Source organism: Bacillus nitroreducens, assembly GCF_964021195.1.
The window spans coordinates 150673-175082 of record NZ_CAXHYI020000001.1 but is presented as its reverse complement, the minus strand read 5'-3'; the positions used below and the strand labels follow the sequence as shown (position 1 = coordinate 175082).

Annotated in this window: 21 protein-coding genes; 17 read left to right on the top strand and 4 right to left on the bottom strand. The window is 35.7% G+C overall.

Going from position 1 to position 24410, the window contains the following annotated elements:
- Positions 1-17 precede the first annotated feature (17 nt).
- Entirely contained in the window at positions 18-1196 is a 1179-nt protein-coding gene (gene fmdA / locus ACWPVE_RS00910; RefSeq protein WP_453989997.1) for a formamidase, read from the bottom strand.
- A 460-nt stretch (positions 1197-1656) separates the two neighbouring features.
- On the opposite strand from fmdA, the gene ACWPVE_RS00905 reads away from it, so the two are divergent.
- The 9 genes from ACWPVE_RS00905 to ACWPVE_RS00865 all read left to right on the top strand — a co-directional run bounded on the left by ACWPVE_RS00905 (position 1657) and on the right by ACWPVE_RS00865 (position 13500).
- A complete protein-coding gene (locus ACWPVE_RS00905; protein WP_453989995.1) occupies positions 1657-2409 on the top strand; it encodes a DUF6904 family protein in 753 nt (250 codons plus the stop codon).
- A 14-nt stretch (positions 2410-2423) separates the two neighbouring features.
- Complete coding sequence (locus ACWPVE_RS00900) at positions 2424-2825, top strand: (deoxy)nucleoside triphosphate pyrophosphohydrolase (RefSeq protein WP_453989993.1); 402 nt, start codon at positions 2424-2426, stop codon at positions 2823-2825.
- A gap of 276 nt (positions 2826-3101) precedes the next feature.
- Complete coding sequence (locus tag ACWPVE_RS00895; RefSeq protein ID WP_453989991.1) at positions 3102-4775, top strand: DUF262 domain-containing protein; 1674 nt, start codon at positions 3102-3104, stop codon at positions 4773-4775.
- Positions 4776-4897: 122 nt separating this feature from the next.
- Positions 4898-5224, top strand: coding sequence for a pyrophosphohydrolase domain-containing protein (locus ACWPVE_RS00890; RefSeq protein WP_453989989.1), 327 nt, complete (start codon positions 4898-4900; stop codon positions 5222-5224).
- On the top strand, positions 5217-7643 hold the full coding sequence (locus tag ACWPVE_RS00885) for a DEAD/DEAH box helicase family protein (protein ID WP_453989987.1): 2427 nt from the start codon (positions 5217-5219) through the stop codon (positions 7641-7643). Before ACWPVE_RS00890 ends, ACWPVE_RS00885 begins: the two co-directional genes overlap by 8 nt.
- A 194-nt stretch (positions 7644-7837) precedes the next feature.
- Positions 7838-9400, top strand: a complete 1563-nt coding sequence (istA, locus tag ACWPVE_RS00880) for an IS21 family transposase (protein WP_341330073.1) — start codon at positions 7838-7840, stop codon at positions 9398-9400.
- Positions 9390-10139, top strand: a complete 750-nt coding sequence (gene istB, locus ACWPVE_RS00875) for an IS21-like element helper ATPase IstB (protein WP_453989984.1) — start codon at positions 9390-9392, stop codon at positions 10137-10139. The genes istA and istB overlap by 11 nt, the downstream gene beginning before the upstream one ends.
- 432 nt (positions 10140-10571) lie before the next feature.
- Positions 10572-12491 (top strand): 3'-5' exonuclease, encoded by a 1920-nt coding sequence (locus tag ACWPVE_RS00870; protein ID WP_453989982.1) that lies wholly within the window; start codon positions 10572-10574, stop codon positions 12489-12491.
- Positions 12492-12756: 265 nt separating this feature from the next.
- Positions 12757-13500 carry an NERD domain-containing protein gene (locus ACWPVE_RS00865; RefSeq protein ID WP_453989980.1) on the top strand — a complete coding sequence of 248 codons (744 nt, stop codon included), beginning with the start codon at positions 12757-12759 and terminating at the stop codon, positions 13498-13500.
- Between the two features lie 94 nt (positions 13501-13594).
- Here ACWPVE_RS00865 and ACWPVE_RS00860 read toward each other — a convergent pair whose 3' ends face one another.
- The 3 genes from ACWPVE_RS00860 to ACWPVE_RS00850 all read right to left on the bottom strand — a co-directional run bounded on the left by ACWPVE_RS00860 (position 13595) and on the right by ACWPVE_RS00850 (position 15568).
- On the bottom strand, positions 13595-14584 hold the full coding sequence (locus tag ACWPVE_RS00860) for a DnaD domain-containing protein (RefSeq protein WP_453989978.1): 990 nt from the start codon (positions 14582-14584) through the stop codon (positions 13595-13597).
- Between the two features lie 41 nt (positions 14585-14625).
- Positions 14626-15129, bottom strand: coding sequence for a competence protein ComK (locus tag ACWPVE_RS00855; RefSeq protein WP_453989976.1), 504 nt, complete (start codon positions 15127-15129; stop codon positions 14626-14628).
- A 91-nt stretch (positions 15130-15220) separates the two neighbouring features.
- Positions 15221-15568 (bottom strand): helix-turn-helix domain-containing protein, encoded by a 348-nt coding sequence (locus tag ACWPVE_RS00850; protein WP_453989975.1) that lies wholly within the window; start codon positions 15566-15568, stop codon positions 15221-15223.
- A 362-nt stretch (positions 15569-15930) separates the two neighbouring features.
- On the opposite strand from ACWPVE_RS00850, the gene ACWPVE_RS00845 reads away from it, so the two are divergent.
- The 8 genes from ACWPVE_RS00845 (at position 15931) to hydA (ending at position 24185) form a co-directional block, all read left to right on the top strand.
- Positions 15931-16161 carry a DUF1659 domain-containing protein gene (locus ACWPVE_RS00845; protein ID WP_453989973.1) on the top strand — a complete coding sequence of 77 codons (231 nt, stop codon included), beginning with the start codon at positions 15931-15933 and terminating at the stop codon, positions 16159-16161.
- A 36-nt stretch (positions 16162-16197) separates the two neighbouring features.
- Positions 16198-16413 carry a DUF2922 domain-containing protein gene (locus tag ACWPVE_RS00840; RefSeq protein WP_453989971.1) on the top strand — a complete coding sequence of 72 codons (216 nt, stop codon included), beginning with the start codon at positions 16198-16200 and terminating at the stop codon, positions 16411-16413.
- A 62-nt stretch (positions 16414-16475) separates the two neighbouring features.
- Entirely contained in the window at positions 16476-16646 is a 171-nt protein-coding gene (locus ACWPVE_RS00835; RefSeq protein WP_453989970.1) for a YvrJ family protein, read from the top strand.
- A 279-nt stretch (positions 16647-16925) separates the two neighbouring features.
- The gene (locus ACWPVE_RS00830; protein ID WP_453989969.1) at positions 16926-18377 is read left to right on the top strand and encodes an IS1182 family transposase; all 1452 of its coding nucleotides are present in this window, start codon (positions 16926-16928) and stop codon (positions 18375-18377) included.
- A gap of 447 nt (positions 18378-18824) precedes the next feature.
- Entirely contained in the window at positions 18825-20252 is a 1428-nt protein-coding gene (gene nhaC / locus ACWPVE_RS00825; protein WP_453989967.1) for a Na+/H+ antiporter NhaC, read from the top strand.
- A gap of 361 nt (positions 20253-20613) precedes the next feature.
- A complete protein-coding gene (locus tag ACWPVE_RS00820; RefSeq protein WP_453989965.1) occupies positions 20614-21570 on the top strand; it encodes an FCD domain-containing protein in 957 nt (318 codons plus the stop codon).
- Between the two features lie 609 nt (positions 21571-22179).
- A complete protein-coding gene (locus ACWPVE_RS00815) occupies positions 22180-22629 on the top strand; it encodes a DUF3830 family protein (protein WP_453989963.1) in 450 nt (149 codons plus the stop codon).
- A 140-nt stretch (positions 22630-22769) separates the two neighbouring features.
- A complete protein-coding gene (gene hydA / locus ACWPVE_RS00810; protein ID WP_453989961.1) occupies positions 22770-24185 on the top strand; it encodes a dihydropyrimidinase in 1416 nt (471 codons plus the stop codon).
- Positions 24186-24410: the final 225 nt, after the last annotated feature.

The window sequence follows — 24410 nt, the reverse complement described above, 5'->3', positions numbered from 1 at the left end:
TTTCCTCCGATCCTTTCTTATTTTGGTGTGATATCCTTATCAAAGATTTGAGTTGGAATGGCAATGGTGCAGCATGCATTAGGGATATCAACGATACCAGCCACGCGTCCTTCAACTGGGGCACTACCTAAAATCATATATGCTTGCTCACCTGTATAACCGAGTGTTTTTAAATAGTCAATGGCATTTAGGCATGCTCTACGATAGGCAATATGAGCATCTAAATAATGTTGTTTTCCAGAAAACTCATCCACTGATACTCCTTCAAATACTAGGAAATCTGAGTAATGTGGATCTACTGGACCAGGTTTAAATACTGGATTTTCTTTGATGTTATACTTGGCCATTCCACCTTTGATGACATCTACTTTTAAATCGATGAATCCTGCCATTTCAATTCCACCACAGAACGTAATTTCACCATCGCCTTGTGAGAAATGAAGGTCTCCAACGGATAGCTTTGCACCATCTACAAATACAGGAAAATAGATTCTCGACCCTTTTGATAGATTTTTAATATCACAGTTACCGCCATTCTCTCTAGGTGGAACAGTCCTTGCACCTTCTCTAGCGACACGGTCGAATTCCGCCCCTTTTAAAGTGCCTAGAACAGCATTATCAGGGGTAGGAGCCTTCGCTAATTCAGGAATACGATTTGGATCCGTATCGATTAATTCTTGTTCACGTTTGTTCCATTTCTGTAGTAATTCCATTGAAGGGGCGACACCAATCAATCCAGGATGCATAATACCAGCAAATTTCACACCAGGAATATGTCTGGATGTTGTATAAATACCCTCGAAATCCCAAATAGATTTCGCAGCATGAGGATAGTGCTCTGTTAAAAAGCTTCCACCATTTTCTTTTGCAAAAATTCCATTGAATCCCCACTCCGCCTCTTCAAGAGGACCAATATCTAAAATATCAACTACTAGCAAGTCACCTGGTTTAACACCATTCACATACACAGGCCCACTTAACACATGAACTCTTTCTAAAACTAAATCTCGGATATCATTTGGATTATCATCATTCTTTACTTGTCCATCGGTCCAATCCTTACATTCCATACGGAAAGAAGTCCCAGGGTCGACAGCAAAAGCGGCTGGAATATCTGGATGCCAGCGATTATGTCCTGGATGGGCTTGTTCCTCCATTGGCTTATTGAGGTCAATACTAAACATCTTTTTAGGCATAAAAAAAATCCCCCTTTATCTCCTGAAAGGAATAATAGAAGTACTTCCAATACCAAGTGTATGCTCATTAGGAAAAGCTATGACTCCAAAATTAATAATTATTCTCAATTAAACAAGGGACAGAATGTTAGTTTAGGAAACTAGAGGTAGAGGTAATTACATTCTTTAATGTGATGATAAGAGAAACTCCAACATTCTTAAATATACACTTCATTTAACAGATGTTACCGTTCATGGGGATCAAAATGCTTTGGATTTTATATAATTATTTGCATAAAATTGTCTGTGAAGAGGGGAGTATCCTTCTTATGAAGGACCGCGTCTTACAATGGTTCTCGATGTATTCAATACGATGATGAAATGATTAGATGTATAAGACGCAGTTAGTAATCTTTAGGTTGTTCCTCAAATACTCGTACGTTATGATAATAAATATCCCAACAGTAATGAGGTAGATAAAATGATATATCTTGAAAATACACCTAATGTAACGGGCGTTACCGTTTATGGGGATCAAAATGATTTTGATTTGTTATATAACTCTCTGCATAAAATTGTCGGTGAAGAGGGGGAGTATCCTTCTTATGAAGGACCACGACTTCGAGTGTTAGGAGTGTGTTATGATATTCGTCATGCGCTAATGGGTGGTAGAGAAATCAAATTAGTCGACAATGGACTAACACCTGACATCATGAAATTTCATTCCATCATTGCTCCGAATCATAATACGTATTTAGGATTTAATGTACTGTGGCCTGAACTTTTGTTTGTCACGATGGTGTTAAATGATTTTGTTAGCCTGTATGCGAGAAAAATCTCAAAAGATAATTACAATGGAACACAAGATCATCGTGTCATCTGGGATCCAGCTGTTGCATCTGTTAGGGGGTTTCAGGCGGCCATTGCAACCCATCTTATGAATTCGATACCTGAAACGTCGCACGTCCGAATCCTACGTTTAATGAATGACAGGTTCATTTCATTTGATTATTATGCAACACAATATGTGGACAAGCTTAACGGTAAATTTATTCGTATGACAAAGGAAAAGCGAGAAAAGAACATCACCATCATGGTAAAACGAATTGCGGAACAAGGAGACGACTATCAAAGAGTAAGGGAAGATGTACTAGAGGCAGCAGAAGAATATAACTGTTCCATGACCGAAATCCGTCCAATCAAAGATGAGTATCCAGACGATTTTGAGTGGTAATCAGGAGGAAAACCATGCCAAAACATATCAATGTAGTAGCAGCTGTAATCATTGATAACGATAAAATCTTATCTGTTCAAAGAGGTCCGAATAATCAACTTCCTCTAAAATGGGAATTCCCAGGTGGAAAAATCGAAGCGGGAGAAACACCCGAAGAAGCACTCCGACGCGAAATCAAAGAAGAAATGAAATGTGAGATCGAAGTTGAATCCCAAATCGAAGAAACGGTCTATGAATATGAATTCGGCACCGTTCATTTATCAACCTATTGGTGCAAAGTAATAGAAGGAGCGCCAACGCTAACTGAGCATGTGGACCTACGTTGGCTGACACAAGAAGAGCTCTTTAGTTTGGATTGGGCACCAGCGGATTTGCCGACGGTGAGGAGAATAATGGATCGAGTCAAGATTAAGTAAATTTTTATAATACATTTTTTACTGTAAAGGTAATATAAAATATAATATTTTTCATGTTTGTAAATAACATTTTAAATTGACTTTAAACAATTACAAATTATGATAAGATCTTTAATTTATAATTTGTGCGAATGTGTTTTTAGATGCCAAACTAGATTTGTTGTAATAAAATAGGGAATATATTACAATGTTTAGAAGTTGAAAATGTTTACAATAGGTATAATTGTCTATTTTCCTTGAGAAAATTATACAAGCTTTAAAGGAGAATTAAAGTATATGGGGATTAAGAATTTTGGTTTTGAAACAATTGAAACTTATTTACAAAAAGGAATATATTACATTCCGGACTATCAAAGAGAATACTCCTGGGTAAAAGATGAACAAATCGATGATTTCTGGTCAGACTTAGTGAATGCTATTGAAGAGGATAGAGATACTCATTTTTTTGGTCAAGTAGTTATACATGATGATAAAGTTGAAAATCGAAAATATATTATTGATGGACAGCAAAGAACAACTACCTCAGTTATATTTTTGGCTGTTCTTCGGGATTTATTTGAAGAAATATATCAAGAATCAAATAATCTAAGCTCTCGTAATAAATTTGAGGATATTAGATTAAAGTTTATTGGTCGTTGGTCAGAAGAAGAAAATGAATTAAGACTTACTTTAGGAAGAGTAGATAGGGACTATTTTAGAGAAAATATTCAGATTGGAAAACCAAGTGTTTTAGATCCTGAGGAAGCTTCACATAACAGAATAAAGTATGCATATAAAGTTTTAGAAGATAATCTTAGAAAAGAATTAAAAGGACATAATGAAAGTAGAGAAAAACATAATCTACTTGTTCAGTTCTATAATAAGTTTGTAAAAGGTTTTCAATTAATGTATGTTGAGACTGATGAAATAAATGAAGCATTTATAATTTTTGAGACATTAAATGCTAGGGGTAAAGATTTGGAAACCTCAGATCTTCTTAAAAATCATTTGTTTAGATCAGCTGGGAGTTTAATTGATAAGGTGAAAAATGAATGGATGAGTACTGTTGATAATATCGAAAATATAGATATTACAAAATTTCTTAGACATTATTGGAATTCTCAATTTAAGTTTACTCGTGAAAAAGATTTATATAAAAAAATTCGCACTCATATAAACACCCCTAAAAAAGCTGAAGAATTTGTTGAAAACTTTAGAAAGATTTCAGATCCGTATAAAAACTTAGTGAATCCATCTGAGGAATTATATTTTGTTGACCAAGATATTCAAAGAGCACTCATTAATTTAAAAACTCTTAATGCAAGCTCATTTTACCCAATAATTTTATCAATGGTAAATAGTTCATTTACTGAAAATGATATTAAATATGTTTTAAAAGCTATTGAGAGTTTCATTGTAAGGAATAATGTCGTGGCAGGTAAGGTTGCAAATAAATATGAAATATTATTTGCAAAAATTGCCCATAAGATATCAGAAAAAGAATTAACAACTCTTGATCAAATATATAATGAAATAAAGCCAGAGATGCTTAATGATGAAGAATTTGAACATATATTTGCAACTTTTACTGTTAAGTCTGCGAAGGTTGCAAAATATATTTTAAAAGAGATTAATGATTATTATGAAAATGAAGTAAATGTGATTTCAGACAATAAAAGGGTTCATTTAGAGCACATTATGCCAAAAAAACCAGCAGAATGGAATATAGACTCAGAATTACATCAAAAGTATTTAAATAGGTTGGGAAACCTTACGTTATTAGGTCAGGAATTTAACACTAGTATTCAGAATAAGCCATTTGAATTGAAAAAACAGGTTTATCAAAGATCAAATATTAAAATAACTAAACCATTGAGTAATTATCATCTCTGGGATAATAATTCAATAGAAGAAAGACAAAAAAAATTATTTAAAATTGCTGTTAATCGTTGGAATATACCCAAGGTTTAACATATTCCTGTCAAAGAAGAACGTAGTATTTATTTATTAAATAATTTCGTTCTTCTTTTTATGTGAATATTTGAGAAGAAAAAACTATTGTTATTATATCAATCTATCTAAAGGAGTTAATTATGCCAGTACACAATAAACTAGTCCGAGATAAAATACCAGAAATTATAGAAAGTACAGGGAAAAAATTCATCACTAAAGTTCTATCAAATGAAGAATATTTTGAACAATTACGAAAAAAAAGTTATGAAGAACTTGAAGAATATATGAATGCTTCTAATAACGAGAATGCCTTAGAAGAGCTCGCAGATCTGCTTGAAATCATTCATGCTTTGGCCGCTGCTCATGGATCTTCGATTGAAGAAGTAGAAGAGATACGTGAGAGGAAAGCACAAGAACGTGGAGGCTTTCAAGAGAAAATCTTCTTAATAGAGGTTGAAGATGACTAAAATTGATTTAATTACAAGAAATCTAGTTGAGCATTTACATGTTCAGATAGAAAAATCGTCAAGTATTTTTATTTTGACTTCTTTTGTAATGAAATCAGGTGTAGAAGTTTTAAAAGAATCTTTAAAGGGAGCTGCTGAGCGTGGGGCAGATATCAAAATTTGTACTGGTGATTACCTGTTTATTACCCAACCAGATGCATTGAAGAGCTTAATTAATATACATAAAAATATTGAGGTTAGACTCTGGAGAAGTAATGGAACTTCCTTTCATCCAAAATCCTATATTTTTCAAAGTGAAAATGACGGTGTATTAGTAGTTGGATCATCAAATTTATCCCGTTCTGCATTAACAAGTGGGATTGAATGGAATTTGTCGATTGATGCGTCCAACAAAAATGAAACGTTTCTGAAGGCGATAAATCAATTCTCATACCATTTTCTGAATGAGAATACCGTTAGAGTTAATCTTGAGATTGTAAAATTATACCATCTGGAGTATGAGTATTATCATAAGAAAAATCCATCTTTGGTAAAAGCCTGGACTCAACGAGAAGAATTGGAATTAATGCTCCCACATCAAAAACCAGATATAAATTATGAAGTAATTAAAGAAGAGACGACTGTCTACGGGGACATAAAGCCTAGGTATGCTCAGGTTGAAGCACTTGAAGAACTGGAAAAAACACTTGAAGAAGATTATTCAAGTGCATTGGTAGTTATGGCAACTGGATTAGGAAAAACCTACTTAGCAGGTTTTTTTGCTCGGAATTTTAAACGTATTCTATTTATTGCACATAGAGAAGAAATTCTATATCAAGCACAAAATTCATTTGACAAAATCATTTCTAATAAAACAACTGGTGTTTTTAATGGAAGTAAAAAAGAGGGAGATGCTGACATTGTTTTTGCATCAATCTATACTCTATGCATGAAACACCATTTAGAGAATTTCTCAGACGATGAATTTGATTTGATAATAGTAGATGAGTTTCATCATGCAGCCGCCGATTCATATCAAAGAGTAATAGATTATTTTAATCCAAGGTTTCTGTTAGGAATAACAGCTACACCAGATCGAAATGACAATAAAGATGTGTATGCCATTTGCGCCGGAAATGTGGCTTATCGAATAGACTTTCTCGAAGCAATTCAGAGACAGTGGTTAGCACCATTCAGATATTATGGTGTTTATGATGAAACTGATTATTCACAAATTACTTGGTTGGGGACTAGATATTCCGAAGATGAGTTATTGCAGGTACAACTTCGTGAAGAAATGGCAGAAAACATACTACAGTCGTGGGTAAAGCATAAACAAACGAGAACGATTGTATTTTGTTCATCCATTAAACAGTCTGAATTTCTCTCTTCATATTTTAATAAAAATGGTTATAAAACTGTTGCAGTTCATTCCCAACAGCAAACAATTGGCCGTAAGCAAGCAATTACGATGCTAGAAGATGCTGAATTAGATGCTATTTTTACTGTAGATTTGTTTAATGAAGGTGTGGACATTCCATCAGTAGATACATTATTATTCGTGCGCCCGACAGAGTCTTTAACCGTCTTCACTCAACAAATTGGTCGAGGACTTCGTCTTCATCCTGATAAAGAATCTTGTGTAATTATTGATTTAATCGGAAACTATCGTAACGCTGATATTAAACTAAGCTTGTTTGATACTCAAGCAAGAGACAAGAAAAGATTAACAAACGGTATTGAACCAACATTACCAAAATCATGTTCATTAAATTTAGAAGTAAAGGTAATCAATTTATTAAAAGAACTTGCGAAAAAAAGAAAACCTCGTAAAGAAAAACTTCTTCAAAGTTATAAGGAATTAAAGATAACTCTTGGTAATAGGCCGACCTATTTAGACTTGCATTTAAAGGGTGAGACAGATGCTTCACAGTATAAGTCTGAATTTAAGTCATTTGTAGGCTTTTTATATTGGGCGAATGAATTATCAGACAAAGAGCAAGAGGTATACAAACGGTACGAACAATGGTTGATAGAGGTAGAAAAAACAGGTATGGCTAAAAGTTACAAGATGGTTGTACTTCTTGCCATGCTTTCCAGAGGTGTAAACCATTGGATTGATCCTATTACTCCCGAAGAAGTTGCTCCATTTTTTCATCGATACCTAACCGAAAAAGAATATCGTAAAAATATTGATTTCTCAGATGGTGAAACTAAAAGATTATGGGAATATGATGAAGCAAAAGTAGCAAAGCTTATTTCCAAGATGCCAATGACCAAGTGGAGTGGAAGTTCAAAAGGACTGGTTACCTTTAATGATAATCAATTTGTTATTGGATTCGAGGTACTACAAGAAGATCTGGAATTGCTTTACAATTGGACAAGAGAAATATGTGAATATCGTCTGCATTACCATTTTGAACGAAAAGCGAAGAAGTAAGAAGGGCTTATTGCTCTTCTTTTTTTATTTTTTATAGGTATATTTGAATATTGCCACCCAGTAGACCCTCCTTTGCCATGTTTTTATCCCATTAATGACAAGTTTTAGACCCACCTCTGCCAAACTGAGGACCACCCTCCTATATAATGGAATTGCACTATGCTGTGCAAATCTATTATATAGGAGGTTTTTTTGTGGTTAAATACCGAGAAATCCTTAGGCTACATGCCCAAGGAGTAAGTCAAAGGGGGATCGCTTCTAGTTGTGCCAACTCGAGAAATACAATTAGAGAGGTAGTTAAAAGGGCTCAAAAGTTAAATATTTCTTGGCCATTCGAGGAGGATATGACAGATAGCGATCTTCAAGAACTTCTGTTTCCAGAAAAGCATGAAGCATCTAATTTCAGGAGAAAACCAGATTGTGAACACATCCATAAGGAATTAGCTAAGCCGGGAGTGAACTTAGCTCTCCTGTGGGATGAGTATTGTTTAAGTTGTAGGGCGAGTGATGAAATCCCCTATAGCTATAGGCAGTTTTGCCGTTTCTATCATGATTACGCTAGGAAAACAAAAGCAACTATGCGTATTAAACGTAAGCCAGGCGAACAGCTGGAAGTGGATTGGGCTGGTCAAACTATGAGTCTAACAGATAATTTGACTGGCGAAGATATTCCTGTCTATATATTCGTCTCTGCCCTATCGTGTAGTCAGTACGCTTATGTAGAGGGTTTCTTATCTATGGACACCGAAAATTGGATTACAGCCCATATTCACGCCCTACAGTTTTTTGGTGGTGTACCTCGGATTATTGTTCCTGATAATTTAAAGACTGGGGTAATCAAAGCCTCTCGATCTGAGCCTATCATTAATCCAACCTATCAAGAGATGGCTGAACATTATCAAACAACGATTATTCCAGCACGTGTACGTCATCCAAAGGATAAACCGAGTGCTGAAGGGGCAGTTGGAGATATATCAACTTGGATTATTGCTTCACTACGAAACCAGAAATTTTTCTCTCTGGCGGAACTAAATGAAGCTATTAAAGAAAAGCTTCAAGAATTTAATACAAAACCATTTCAAAAGAAAAAGGGGAACAGGCATACAGCCTTTACAGAAGAAGAAAAGTTTGCGCTAATGCCGTTGCCTGTTTCCCCGTACGAGATGGCCACTTGGCTAAAGGCGACCGTACAATATGATTATCACATAAATGTAGACAATATGTCTTATTCTGTTCCTTATGATTATATCCAACGTCGTGTAGATGTTCGTGTAACGAGAACCATTGTGGAGGTTTTTTATAAAAATTTTCGAATTGCATCCCATAAAAAACTCACTGGTAAACTCGGACAGTCAATTACTATTCCAGATCATATGCCAAAGGAACACAAACAATTTCTTGAATTCAATAAAGAGTATGTTTTGGATTGGGCAACCTCTGCAGGTGAAAGTACACTAGCCACGGTTAAGAGTATACTAGCTTCTTATAAAGTGGAAAAACAAGCCCTGAAATCCTGTCTTGGATTAATAAAACTGTCAGATAGGCATTCTATAGAGCGTGTTGAAAAAGCGTGTGAAAGAGCTCTATCTTATACTCCAAGACCTACACTTAAAAGTATACAAACGATATTAAAGACTGGACAAGATAAACTATCTGAATCGAAAGAAACAAAAGATCCAAAAAAGGAAAAGCAGACAAATGATTATGGATTCACTCGTGGATCCGAATATTATGGAGGTAAGAACAATGACAAATGAAAGCACATTAACTAAATTAAACGAAATGAGAATGTCTGCCATGGCAGAGATGTATGTAGAGCAGTTAAAAAACCCTGATTATCAAGACCTATCTTTTGAAGACCGTTTTGGAATACTTGTTGATTTGGAATGGACCCGCAGACAAAATAGTAAACTAGAACGATTGATTAAAAGTGCGGAATTGCGTGACACGCAGGCTTCTATTGAAGATATCGAATATCACCCAGATAGAAAGCTAGATAAGTCACAAATTCTTCGCCTAGCCTCTGGACAATATATTGAGGACCACCACAATATCATTCTTAAAGGGGCTCCAGGAAATGGAAAGACATATCTAGCTTGTGCATTTGGCATTGCAGCTTGTCGCCAATTCTACAAAGTTCAATATACTAGATTGCCAGATTTATTAGATGAACTCTCTATCGCAAGAGGAGAAGGTGTTTACCGCAAGGTAGTGAAAAAATATAAAAAAGTCGATTTACTCATCCTTGATGAATGGCTTCTTACACCATTAAGGGAAAGTGAAGCTAGGGATCTCTTGGAGATTGTAGAAGCTAGACACCAACAAGGTTCTACAATATTTTGTTCCCAATTTGACCCTAGAGGGTGGCATGAAAAGATTGGAGAAGGTACTCTAGCTGACGCAATTTTAGATCGCATTGTCCATGACTCTTATCAAATTTTGATAGATGGTGAAATATCCATGCGAGAGCGTCATGGATTAGGTGGACAAGCTTGATATGACTAATATAACGAGAGATGACCTAATGAAAATAGAGGATTATTATTATAAGACTGGATACAAGCACTGGTGCCGATTCCCTGAGGAACTAAAGACAAATCTATTAGATAACCATTCCCCCAGATCTGGACTGAGCAGGATATTTATAAGGGCTTAAGAAAAATAATTATGGGGTATTTCAATAAAAGGTTTAATTAAGGTTTTATTAAGAAAGGCCCTGCAGATATAAAATTGGCCCTGTAGGGCTTTTTCTAGGCAATGGTACTCTTTATGTCAGTAGTGGGTCATTTTTATGGCAGAGGTGGCTCAAAAAGATGGCAACACTGGAACTATCCCATGACAATATTCATATTTAACTACTAATTTACAGAGATTTGTAAAATTTTGTGGTATAATTTAGAAAAATGTAGAAATTTTGGAGTGGGTAAAATGGCGCAAACTGTCCCTGAGTCTATACGATCCTCCGCTACAACTGGCGAAAGGTTATTATTCCGAACTTTGAAGATGTATTTACCTGATGATTATATTGTTTATTATGAACCAGAAATACATGGTAGAAGACCTGATTTTGTTATCATTGGCCCAGATTTAGGCCTTGTCGTATTAGAAGTGAAGGACTATACCAAAAGTACTTTGCTTCAGATTAATCCAGACGAATGGGCAATTGTTAGTTCAAGTGGTCAACAGGCAGTGGTGAAGAGTCCTATTAAACAGGCACGAGATAATATGTTTCATATTGTAAATGTCCTTAAAAAGGATAAGAGTTTAGTCCAATTAGATGGCAAATATAAGTTTCAATTAAAGTTCCCTTACGGGTATGGAACTGTATTCACAAGGTTATATCAAAAGGATTTTATTCAGGAAAATTTATATAGTGTCATTGATCCAAGTCTTTGCTTAACACGGGATGAAATTGATCCTGAAAAGGATGCATTCTCAGAAGAAAATCTTCATGAAAAAATCCTAAATATGTTTATTGTGCCATTTCGCTTAAAACAGCCACTGGAATATACAGATATTAACGCAATTCGTTATCACTTATTTCCTGAAGTTCGAATAAGTGCAGAATTCAAGCCGCCAGTACCTTATCAAGATCAGTTACTACTATCATTACATGATATTAAAGCTATGGATCTACATCAAGAGAACCTGGCAAAACAAATTGGTGATAAGAATAGGCTGATACGTGGTGTGGCAGGTAGTGGAAAAACATTGATATTAGCTAGTCGAGCAAAGTTATTATCAAAACAAAATCCGAATTGGAAAATCCTTATTCTATGTTATAACATCTCGTTAGCGCAAAACATCCGTCATATGGTTACTCACATGCTAAATGAACCAGATAATCTCTTTGATTTCGATTTCAGTAAAGAAACAGATGCACTAAGTAAAAATGGAAATATAGAGGTTTATAATTTTCATGAGTGGTTAAAGAAAGAACTTCATATACATGAGAAACAAATACCTACTATACTGGAAAAACTCGAAAATAAGGAAGCAATATTACCAAAATATGATGCGATTTTAATTGATGAGGGTCAAGACTTTGAAGCTGAATGGCTTTCGCTTGTTAGTAAACTTCTGAATGAAGATACACAATCATTGCTATTAGTAGAGGATCGAGCTCAAACAATTTATAAAAGAAAACGAAGCTATCTTCAGGATACAGGATTAAGCTTTCAAGGACGCTCTAAAATATTGTCAATAAATTACCGTAACACTGCTCAAATTGTATCATTTGCTTGGGAATTTTACCGAAATAATTCACAGTTTAAAAATAAAGTGGTTAATCGTGAATTTGAAGGTGAAATTATCGCACCACAAAGCACAAGGAGAAAAGGTCCAGAACCAGTAATTATTAAAGCAGATAACTTCGTTAAAGAAATGGTTATCGTTTCCAAACTTATAAAAAAACTCAACCATCAAAGAAAGATACCATTTTCAGAAATGTTGATTTTATACAGAGTGAAAAAAACGAACAAAATTAATATAATACATGTGATTCAACGAATACTAAAACAGGAAGGAATTCCTTACTTTTGGTTGACAGAAGATGAAAAATCTAAGCGTTCTTATGATAAAGATGAGGAATCTGTGAAAATTAGCACGATTGATAGTAGTAAAGGATTAGATTTTCAATCTGTCTTTATTGTAAACATCGATAATATGCCTTTTGCTCTTGAAGATGATAAAGAGCGTGAAGCATCACTTTTATACATCGGCATGACAAGAGCAAAACAGATTTTATGTCTTTCATATTCTGGGGTGTCAGAATTCACAAAATATCTGGATGAAATTGAAGAGGGAAAGGCTAGATTAATAGACACATCAAAAAAAAGTAATGGCTGATCCCTATAGTAAGATACTTTCGATTAGTGAAACTTACTTTATTTCCATTTTTGAAAATGTATATCATAGATTTGGATTTATACACCCCAGATGAAGATTTTTAATAAAAGGTAGAACCGAATTGGAATCACAAGAATAAGTTATGAGGGAGGTTGCGATAGAAACAACCTTCCCAATAAGTTATTATGACTACTCTGCTTCGCACGTTTTTAGATGAAGAAAACTGCTAGACATAAAATCATTAAAATAAAAAGAGGGTAAATAAATGGAACTACTAGCAATACTGCTAATTATAATTTTTATAGTTTTAGGTGCCCCAAAAGTAAAAGGTTTTATAGGAGAAGCGGCCGTACGAATTTATTTAAACAAGCTTGATAAAGAGAAGTACATGGTGTTTAATGATGTCCTAATCCCACTGAAAAATAAAAAAACATCACAAATTGATCATGTTGTCGTTTCGCCGTATGGAATATTTGTGATAGAGACGAAGAATTATAAAGGTTGGATTTATGGTGACTCTAAGGACAAGTACTGGACACAAGTTATTTATAAACGGAAGGAAAAGTTTTACAATCCGATTTGGCAAAACTACGGCCACATAAAAGCATTGAAGGAATACTTAGAAATTCAGAACGAAGAAATCTATCATTCTATTATTTCCTTTAGCCATCGTGCTACAATTAAAAAAATTGAAACGGGCAATTCGGATGTAAGAGTTGTGTATTCCACAAGACTTGTAAGTACCATTCTTGATCATAAAAGTAATTTATTGAATGTTGGTGAAGTCCAGCATATCACTGCCAAATTAGAGAGAGTACTAAAAGCTGATGGAAACAAGAAAAAACAGCATGTAAAGAATATTAAAGATTCACAACGATTTTACCAATATAAAATAAATGCTAATATTTGCCCTAAGTGTGGTTCGGATCTTGTTGAACGCAATAGTAAATTCGGAAGATTTTTGGGTTGTAGCACCTATCCAAAGTGCAGATTTGTTCTGAAGAACTAAAGAACATATTTTGATTTAGTGTTGTTGAAATATACTGATGTGCTAATCAAATTAATAAATAAAAATAAAAATTAAACAATTGGTCTACTCAACATCAAGCCCTAAGCCTCTCCTCAAACAGCCTTTTCTTTTCTTCAAATTCCATTTCAAATATGGGTTTAGGTTTATTAGGTTGTGTATCATTTTTTAGCCAATCTGGAATCATCTCTTTCCGTATTGGCTTTTTATTGCTTTGTTGCAGTTTTTGCCTCTTGTATGTAAGACGTGCTTCATGTATTTCGCTCATCGTCTGGTATCCCTTGTTACTCCAATCTTTTAAAACCGTCTCCACGTAATTCCAGCGGGTCGATCCATTTTCGAGAGCTACTTTCATGGCCTCTATGACCAGTTCGCAGGACATATTGGCACACCACGTTCTTATAATCCTCGTATAATAATTTCCGATTTTTCCAAAGCCATTTTGGATGAAAAATTTGAATACTGCTTCTATTTCAACTTCTGCATTTTTTGAAGAAGAAGTCTCTAAAGTATTCTCTGTTGTAATCTCTGAAGTACTCTCTGGTATTGCTCTGTTCACTTTGGACACATCGTTTGTCCAGGTTGAGCACTCCTTTTGCTCATATTGAACAGGTGGGCTGTCCATTTTGAGCACATCGTCTGTGCTATTTGGAACATTCAATTGGATATCATTGTTAGATTCTGAACTTACTTTTTCTATTGGAGGATGTTCAGAAATTCCACGACTGATGACATCGCCCGTTAGTTCATATACACCCTCATAATTAATAGTGTACCATTTTGTATGGTCCATTTTCATTTTGTTAAAATTGTCGGAAGAGATATAACCGTAGTTTTCCAATTTAGAGATTGTTCTTCTAATCGTGCTTTTTGACAAGAAGGGGAATTGCGCCTCTAATTGGTCATACGTAAAATAAACCCATTTCTTATCGTTATACACTTTCGTACTTCGCATCAACCAGTAATGGAACTGTTGAAGAATAATACTTTCGTTTAATCCAATCATTTTGGCAAGAGTAGGGATGATGAGTAAGGGTCTGTCATTTACAATTAAATTTCCGTTCATATGAGTAGCCGTCCTTTTTGCGATATTTTTCGAGGTTTGTTTTATATGCTTATCATTGAATGCGTTTGCAAATGATCAGGGATTGAATATTGCAAAATGCACATAGCAGTACGTTGATATTGTTTATGTAGGATATAATAAGATTCTTTCATTGGAAGTGTTTGATTGTCTTTAAAATGAATCATAGATTGAATCGTTGGATGTGTATGTTTAGGTAGAGTGATTGATTTGACTTGATGGAAGAAAATCCAGTGGCACTCAAAACTTGTTGGGGAATGAGTGGGGAAGGCGAAGATTTTTCTTCTAGGATTTACAGGAATAGGGACTTTCTGAACAGCGCTAGTTAAATAGGTTACGGCCTTACGTCTACCTTCATAGGAAGCGCCACCTTTTAAACAAGCAGCCTTAATGATCTGTAAGGGGGTTTGTCTGACCTTTATTCTCTTCTCTCCCTCCATGACCAGGGCTGAATATTCAACTTCAGCAACCGGTAGAATGGCATTTGTTCGGTCATTAATTTCATATTCATTTTGAACTTGTGACATGAGGTTCTCTCCTTTTGAGGTTGTTGTTTTGGGGATATTTCCTAGGGTGATTTCTATGTTGTATCAGGTACAAGTAAAACAGAAGTTTACGCTATTTTTTTGAGCGAAGATGATGAATTGAATCAATTACTGCTATATTAATGTTCAGTAATTCTTCGAGAACTTCGGTAGGCTGGTCTTCCATTAGCTCGATGATTGATAAAAGAGCAGCATTATTTTTCACACGTTCGATATTTTCAAAGTTAACAAAAATTTTTTCAATCGATATATCAAGTGCGAGGCAAATCTTCTCTAGAGTTTCTAGTGTAACTGCGGCCATTCCACGCTCAACTTGACTGATGTATTGTGATGAAAGATCAATCTCTTTAGCAAGTTCTTGTTGGGTATAATTTTTCAGCAATCGATACTTTCGGACTCTTTGACCAATTAGCTTAAACATAAAAATCCCCCCTAAAACTAGTAAATACTAGATTAGGAACAACGTACACGAACTGATAGATTGTATTTTTCTTGAAAGTAAAACTAACAGTTTGTATATTGTGACGAAATTGTGAATTTATTGGACTGAGATGGCTTATATGCAAAACGTCCACGATACGTGACAACTCGTCATACGATATATGCACGACACGTGGACAAAATAAACAACAACAACTACTACAACCGTAATAGGGTTGATGTACTAAGAGGGGAGAACCATCTAAAGAGATTGTTTGTGGTTGTTATAAAAAAATATAAAAAGAGGATGCCCCTTTTGCCTCCTTACTCCTCTATAACAGTAGTGAAAAGGAGGTGAGGGACATGGCAGTAACACAAGATATTCAACGTACACAGTTACGCTTTGTGTTTGAGAATGGATACGATGAGAAAGGGAAAATGACGTACAAAAACAAAAACTACAACAATATTAACCCTGTTGTAGCTGCTGAAGATTTATATGCAGTAGCGGTTGCAATCGTCGATCTTCAAGAATTACAACTAACAAACATTGAGCGTAATGATAGCTTCATGCTATCAAGTGATGGTGAGTAATCGTTTTGGAGAATAAGAGGAAAGGAGGAATAACAGATGGCAAAGACACTTGAAATGCAATTCATTAATGAGGATGGAAAGACGGCAACGGTTTCGATTGAAAACCCAATTGAACCTGTTGATCCAGCGGCAGTATCAGCTGCGATGGACACCATCGTTTCATCCAATGCGTTTCTAACACCTGGTGGACCGATTGTCTCTAAAAAAGGCGCACGAGTTGTGGAACGTAATGTAGAATCAGTTGAACTTTAATGTAGGTAGCCAGCTCTCATCAACGGGAGTTGGCTTTATTTATAGGAGAGGAGGAACTTTTCGTGGAACATCTACTGCCTTTTATTCAAGAGGTTGGCTTTCCTGTCGTCGTGACATTCTATCTACTACATCGCATTGAAACGAAGCTTGATAGTGTCATTGACTCGATCCAAATGCTACCCCAAAGCATGAAGGCCGAACAGTCGTATGAAACGAAGAAGAGTATATCGTAGGATATAGACACCTGACTATAGAGGAGGGCACTGAAAAAGTCCCTTTCTAAAATTGGTGTTGATTTCCGCTGCAGCCACTCGCATTCCGCGGGCGGTCCGGGAGCCTCCTCGTCGCTGTGCTCCTGCGGGGTCTCCCCTGGCCACGCTTTTCCCGCAGGAGTCTCGTGCCTTCCGCTCCAATCAACATTAGTTAAAAAGGTATTATTTTCTCTGAATTTGAGAAAATAATACCTTTTTTCATTGTATAATGGTTGTATCAATTCTATGTGGGTGGGTTCTATGATTCAAAAACAACAATCAATGACTTTTAGTCCGTTTATGCAAATCTATGATATTGTCGTTCCGCAGGATAATATGCTACGGAAAATTAATGAACTTGTGGACTTCTCTTTCGTATATGAAGAGCTTAAGGAAAATTACTGTCATGATAACGGTCGAAATGCTGTCGACCCTATTCGCATGTTCAAATATTTATTGCTAAAGACTATCCATGACTTGTCTGATGTTGATATTGTCGAGCGTTCTAAGTACGACATGTCCTTTAAGTATTTTTTAGATATGGCTCCTGAAGAGCCAGTGATTGATCCGAGTTCTTTAACTAAATTTCGAAAACTGCGTTTAAAAAATGTTGACCTATTAGATTTGTTAATCAATAAAACTGTAGAAATTGCGATTGAAAAGGAAATCATCAAAAGTAAAAGTATTATAGTAGATGCTACCCACACAAAAGCACGGTATAACCAAAAATCACCTAAAGAAATCTTAATGGATCGCTCAAGAAAGTTACGAAAAGCTGTATACCAAATAGATGAAACAATGAAAGATAAGTTTCCTAATAAAACTACAATTGATGCCCTAGAAGATGAAATTGAGTACAGTCAAAAACTTATAGATGTAATTGAGAAGGAAGAAACTCTTGTTCAGTACCCCAAAGTTAAGGAACAATTAAATTTATTGAAAGAAACTGTCGAGGATGATATTGAACACTTACAGATTTCCGAGGACCAAGATGCAAAAATAGGGCACAAAAGTGCCGATACTGCCTTCTTTGGATTCAAAACACATCTTGCGATGAGCGAGGAACGCATTGTCACAGCCGCGGCAGTTACTTCAGGTGAGAAAAATGATGGAAAACAACTTGAGACACTCATAGAAAAAAGTAAAAAAGCTGGAATAGATGTTGAAACGGTTATTGGTGATGCAGCCTACTCTGAAAAAGGAAATATTGAGTACACTGAGAAGAATGAAATAAAACTAGTTGCTAAATTAAACCCATCTGTTACTCAAGGTACTCGTAAGAAAGAGGATGTATTTGAATTTAATAAAGATGCTGGAATGTATGTCTGTAAGGCAGGACATATGGCCATTCGCAAAGCTCGACAAGGTAAAAAAGGCGTAGCTGCTAATCAAGTGGATACCTATTATTTTGATATCGAAAAGTGTAAACACTGTCCAGTTAAAGAAGGTTGTTATAAGGAAGGTGCTAAAAGTAAAACTTATTCTGTTAGTATTAAATCAAATGTACATACTGAACAGATGGAATTTCAGGAAAGCGACTATTTTAAAGAAAAATCCAAAGAGCGTTATAAAATAGAAGCTAAAAATAGCGAATTAAAACACAGACACGGGTATGATGTAGCGAAATCCTCGGGTCTAATTGGCATGGAATTACAAGGTGCCATGGCGATATTTACGGTAAATATAAAGCGGATTTTAAAACTATTAGGGTAATAACCCAGGGTGAAATGGTATCATATGCATAAAAAAGACGACTTTTAATTCAAAAAATGAATTTTAGTCGTCTTTTTTGATTTATCAATTTAATCACCTATAAAAAACGTAAGTTTTTCAGCTGCCTCCTATAGAGTTAGGTGTTTTTTTAAAAGCCATTTTTATCAATCGTCTCATCGATAGTTCTTTTTTTTGTGAAAAGTTCAAATCTCCAGTATGACAGAGTATATGGGAGTATTTTATATGAAAATGTAAGGATGCGTGAGCTCATGTTACTCATATACCTTCATATACAAGGAGGGTATGACATACTTAAATTTACAGAATTTTATAAATAAGTGTGAACTTGGTATACTTTACATATGCATAGTGAAGCGAAGGGTCGACCTTATTCGTTTCATAAAATCAAATGGAGTACTCCTTCTTAAAACGTTAAGGAGTGTTTAGATGAATAACGAAACAGTGAAAAAACCTACGTTAGTCTATTCATTGTTTATTTTGGCAATGGTCGTAGTCATCATTGCGACAGGGATGCTTGTCTTTGGGGCATCGATACAGATTATGATGTTTATCACGTTAATCACATTGATTCCTTTTGTAAGTAGGCTAGGACATTCCTATCAGAGTGTGGAAAAAAGCATCTTTCAGTCCATGCTTCAAGCCTTGCAGCCATCGATGATACTGCTAGCCGTTGGGGTTTTAATCGGATCATGGATGGCCTCTGGAACTGTGCCCGCCTTACTCTACTACGGAATCCAAGCGATCTCTCCACAATTTTTCCTCGTGACCACTCTTTTATTCTGTTCCATTGTTTCGCTGGCGACTGGTTCATCTTGGGCTACATTAGGTACTGCTGGAATCGCGATGATGGGTGTTGGTCAAAGTTTAGGGATTCCTGTAGGGATGACCGCAGGAGCTATTATCAGTGGTGCTTATTTTGGTGATAAGTTATCACCGCTTTCAGATAGTACCAATTTATCAGCGACAGTCGTTGGTTCAGATTTGATGGTTCATATTAAGCATATGCTGTGGACAACCGTACCAGGCTATGTTCTTACTGCGATTATATTTACATTCATGGGTTTAAGGTATGGAAAAGGATCGGTTAACTCAGTGGATGTTGAAACGCTAACCACTTATTTAGCAGAGCATTTCAATCTTGGTGTAGTTCCGTTCATTCCCGTTGTGATTTTGTTTGTTCTATTGATCACGAAACGCCCAGCGATTACATCGATCTTCATTGGAGCGCTTGCGGGTGCTGTCGTAGCGATCTTGTATCAATCATCAACAATTACACAAATTCTCCAAGTGTTTTATGATGGCTATTATGTGGAGTCAGGAATTGACATTATTGACACACTCTTGCAGCGTGGCGGACTGACGAGTATGTTACCATTGGTTGCACTCTTCTTATTTGCGCTTGGTATTGGAGGTCTTCTCCAAAAAGCAGGGGTTCTTGAAACGATTGTTGTATCGATTACAAGTAGAGTCAAGAGTAGGGGAATGTTGGTGTTCGTCTCCATTCTCACGGCATATTTTACATTAGGGATGGGAGGATCCTTCTCCTTCTCAGCGGTGATGACGGGGACATTGTTGAAACCAATCTATGAAAGATTTAACCTGCGTCCTGAAAATCTGTCAAGAATCATCGAGGATTGTGCGACACAAAGTTGTGCGTTACCGCCGTGGACGGCAAGCGGAATCTTTACAGCTGCTGCATTAGGCGTATCACCACTCGTCTATATTCCATTCTGTTTCTTAGCGATGATTACTCCATTGTTCACTCTCATTTATGGTATTACAGGATTCACTCTTAAAGAAACAGCAAAAGGTTCTAGTACGAATCGTTATAAAAATAAAACAGTGGAAGCGTAACGGATGAATTTCAAATAGCTACAGTTTCATCCGTATTGCAAACGAATAGCTTGGAAAAGGGAAAATCCTTATCCAAGCTTTTTCTACTTTTAAAAGTTGAATACTTTACGAACTTCATGATTCTCAGTGTTTGTTGTTTATTATTCTTTAGGAGTCTTGCAGGAAAAAAGTACTTTGTATCGAATATGATACTTTAATTTGATAAAGAGAGAATGTATGGATGTACTTGTACCTCAATGGAAATTATCCACCAATTCTATCTAATATTTTCTTACCTTTATTGATGATGATTGTATGAACTAATTATTGTAATCCTTGAGGAAGTACGAAATACATCAGTTAATTGAAAGGATGAAAGAAGATGGCAATTATAGTAGATGGGTGGAGAATTGTTTCACAATACCGCAAATGTGGAAAGGATACTTGTAGCACTTGTATGAATGGAAAGGGACATGGTCCTTACTATTATGGTTCAAAGGTGATTAAAGGAAAAAGGGAAAGGAAATACTTTGGAACGAAACTTCCGCTATCGCGACGAACTACTGAAATTCATCCTCAAAGTAATCATCAACACCTTAATCAAAAAACTAGTACACCTCCTGTCAATTCTAAAAAAATTACGAAGAAACAACAGAAGAAATCAGTGATTGTAAATGAAGAAGATATCTATCAGAAGATTAGAGAAGCGATTCTTTTTCAGAAATTACGACCGAATATGCAAATGAAGGAAGAGGTTTTGGCAGAGGTGTTTGGAGTCAGTCGAACCCCAATACGAAACGTATTACGAAGACTCGCTCATGAGAAAATAGTGAAGAATATTCCGAACAAAGGGACTTTTGTCTATTGCCCTACAATAGAAGAAGCAAAAGAAATATGTGAAGCACGAAAGGAAATTGAGACCGTTGTTATTCGTAAAGCATGCCAAAAACTAACGGAAGAACAGTTCGAAGAGCTTGAATTGTTTATTAAGGAAGAACATGTGACGCATGATCAGGAAGATTTTTTTGAAAGGTTGCGTTTAACATGCGATTTTCATGTACGCATTGCTGAAATGATAGAGAATCCTTACTTTTATCGCTATTTAGATGAATTAATCTCCTTAGTTTATGTAGTTTTTTCTTTCTATGGTCCTCGAAAAGTAGTCTGTAATTGTAAGGAACATCTCGGACTTTTATTTGCTTTAAAACAAAGGGATGAACATCTTGCGGAACAGCTCTTGATTGAACATCTTGATCAAATTGAATCGAGTTTCGATTTTGACAACGCACATATAACTGAAGGGGAAGTGAGTCTAGAAACGATCTTTAACGACATATAATTTATATTGCTAAGTTGAGTGAAAGGTTTCAATTAAGCAAAATAAATCTTCAATGATTAAAGTAGTGAGGTCCTTAGATTAAGGTTTTTATTAGAGGGATTGAAGGTCAATTTTTCAATTTTAACTAGTGTAAATGTTGTTTATCAATTGAAGAAATAATGATATAGAAGAAAAATGATAAAAAGAGCTACCGTTGCTAGAAACTTTTAGTAACTGTAGCTCTTTTGAATATTAAAAAATATGAATATAGTTTTACAAGGTATATATAAGGATTATTTAGTACAAATCTTGTGTCAAAACTATCAACTATCTTGTGTCTTTCTTGTGTCATTCTTGTGCTGTTTATTTTGTCAGTAAATTCAAAATATTATTGAAAAGTTATGGCATACTTGATATTATAAATCCAACGAAAGGGGTGGTTGAAAAAGAAAGTAAATATTTGTTAATTGTATACAATGTGAAGTTACTATCTTTTTAAATGGATGGATGACAATTGTACAAAAAAGTAGTCGATATGCGAGAATGCAAAACTCTAATAAGAAGGTAAAAAATATTAGGAAACGGCCTTAGTTTTTACAGAACTATTAAAATATATAGGAGGTTTGTAAGATGTCGTTAATTAAAATCAAAGCAGGGAACTACGAATTTATTGCAAAACTGGAGGAAGAGAAAGCTCCAAAGACATGTGAAGTTTTTAAAAAATTATTGCCACTATCGAACAAAACCATTCATTGCCGTTGGTGTGGTGAAGCCGTTTGGGTTCCTCTAGATGATATGGAGTTAGAAAATGAAAATCATACTACATACCCTTCGAAAGGTGAGATTCTGTTTTACCCAGGAGGTTCGATTGGAGCTGAACTACTTCTACCGTACGGAAGTTGTGTGTTTACTAGTAAGGTAGGCAATCTTTCTGGAAATCATTTTCTGACGATTATTTCTAACTTAGAAAATTTAGAAAAACTTGGCGGGGAATTACTTGAAAATGGTGCAGTTGATATTACGTTTGAAGAATTCGTAGATGCAAATCATCCAGCTACTACACAATTTGTTACGAAGTAATTCTTTAAAGTGATTTAGAAAGCGCTGTCATTCTAATAGGGAAAGGGATTTGAAAATCTCAAGGATCTGTATGATGAAACAATCCTATTCTATGTACTTAAAAAACATGAACGATGTAAATATTAAGGAGGAAATGAGTAATGAGAAAGATTATTAAAAATGGCGTAATTGTAAGTCCTTCAGATATTTATAAGGCGGATATCCTGATTGAAAATGGCAAAATTTCGATGATATCAAATGAGATTACTCCGAACGTGGATGACGACGTGATTGATGCAAATGGTCAATATGTCTTTCCAGGAGGAGTCGATGTCCACACCCATTTCGACTTCATAGGCACCGCAGATGATTTTGAAAGTGGTTCAAGAGCAGCGGCTGCTGGTGGAATCACAACAGTTGTAAACTTTGTTGAACCAGAGAAAGACCTAGATTTGGTGGAGAATTTCAGAGATTGGAAAAATAGAAGGACAAAGAATGCGTGCATTGACTATGCGCTTCAACCAATTATAAATGCTGATTACTATGATCGTTTACTTGAAGATCTGCCTGTTTTGGTCAATGAAGGTGTAGCGATTATTAAAATGTTTATGTCTTACCGAAAAGCTGGATTAATCGTAGATGATGTCCAGTTATACAAAGTCCTTAAAAAAGCAGGAGAACTAGGGGTTTTAACGAATGTTCACTGTGAAAATGGGGACGTTATTGATCAAATCGTTGAAGAATCAGTTGCGGCTGGAAATACATTGCCAGTTAATCATGGATATACGAGACTTCCAATCCTAGAAGCGGAAGCAACTTTCAGAGCAATCTCTATTGCTCAAGCGGCTAATGCGCCAGTTCGTGTCGTACACGTATCTTGTACAGAGGCAAAGGAAGTCATTGAACTCGCTCAAAAACGAGGAGTGAATGTTCTGGCGGAGACTTGTCCTCATTATTTAGCGAGAGATATTAGTTATTTTAATCAACCAAACTTCGAAGGAGCAAAGTATGTTTGTGCACCACCGCTTCGCGAAAAATGGCATCAAGATGCCCTTTGGGAAGGTCTGAACTCAGGCGTCATTACAACCATTGGCTCGGATCATTCACCAGTTAATTTTGAAGGCGAATATTCAAAGCAACTTGGTCGAGATGTATGGGCAAAGATTCCAAACGGTATTCCTGGTGTTGAGGAAATGTTCTCCATCATTTATCACTACGGTGTTCACGAGAAGCGTATCTCTTTGCAGAAATTTGTTGAAGTGTTATGTGCAAATCCTGCTAAAGAGTTTGGACTCTATCCGAAAAAGGGAAGCATTAATGTAGGAAGTGATGCTGACATTGTAATTTTTGATCCTAACCAGACGAAGACGATTACGAAAGCAACTCAGTATCACAAAACAGACTATAGTGTATTTGAAGGGGAACAAGTTCAAGGCGTTATTACTTCTGTGTTATCACGTGGAGACGTGATTGTAAAAGACGGTACATTTATCGGGAAGGTAGGACATGGAGAGTATCTAAACTGCAAAAAAATGAAGAATGAAAATTCACAGCAAGATAGCTACGCATTAACTTAATTCCTTACTTATCGTCATGTGAAGATAGAACAAGCGAAAAATACTTTTTGGTAGTTGTTTTTTATGGAGTAGTTGTGCTTTGCTTTAGGGTATTCTCTCTAGTCATCACATCATCTTTTAGTGAATATTTGCCGATATTTTATCAGTACTAGTTGGCTGCTAACAATTGAATCTACCATTTTTCACGCTACGAACTTCGGAAGATAGTGCCCTTGAGCATCTCTA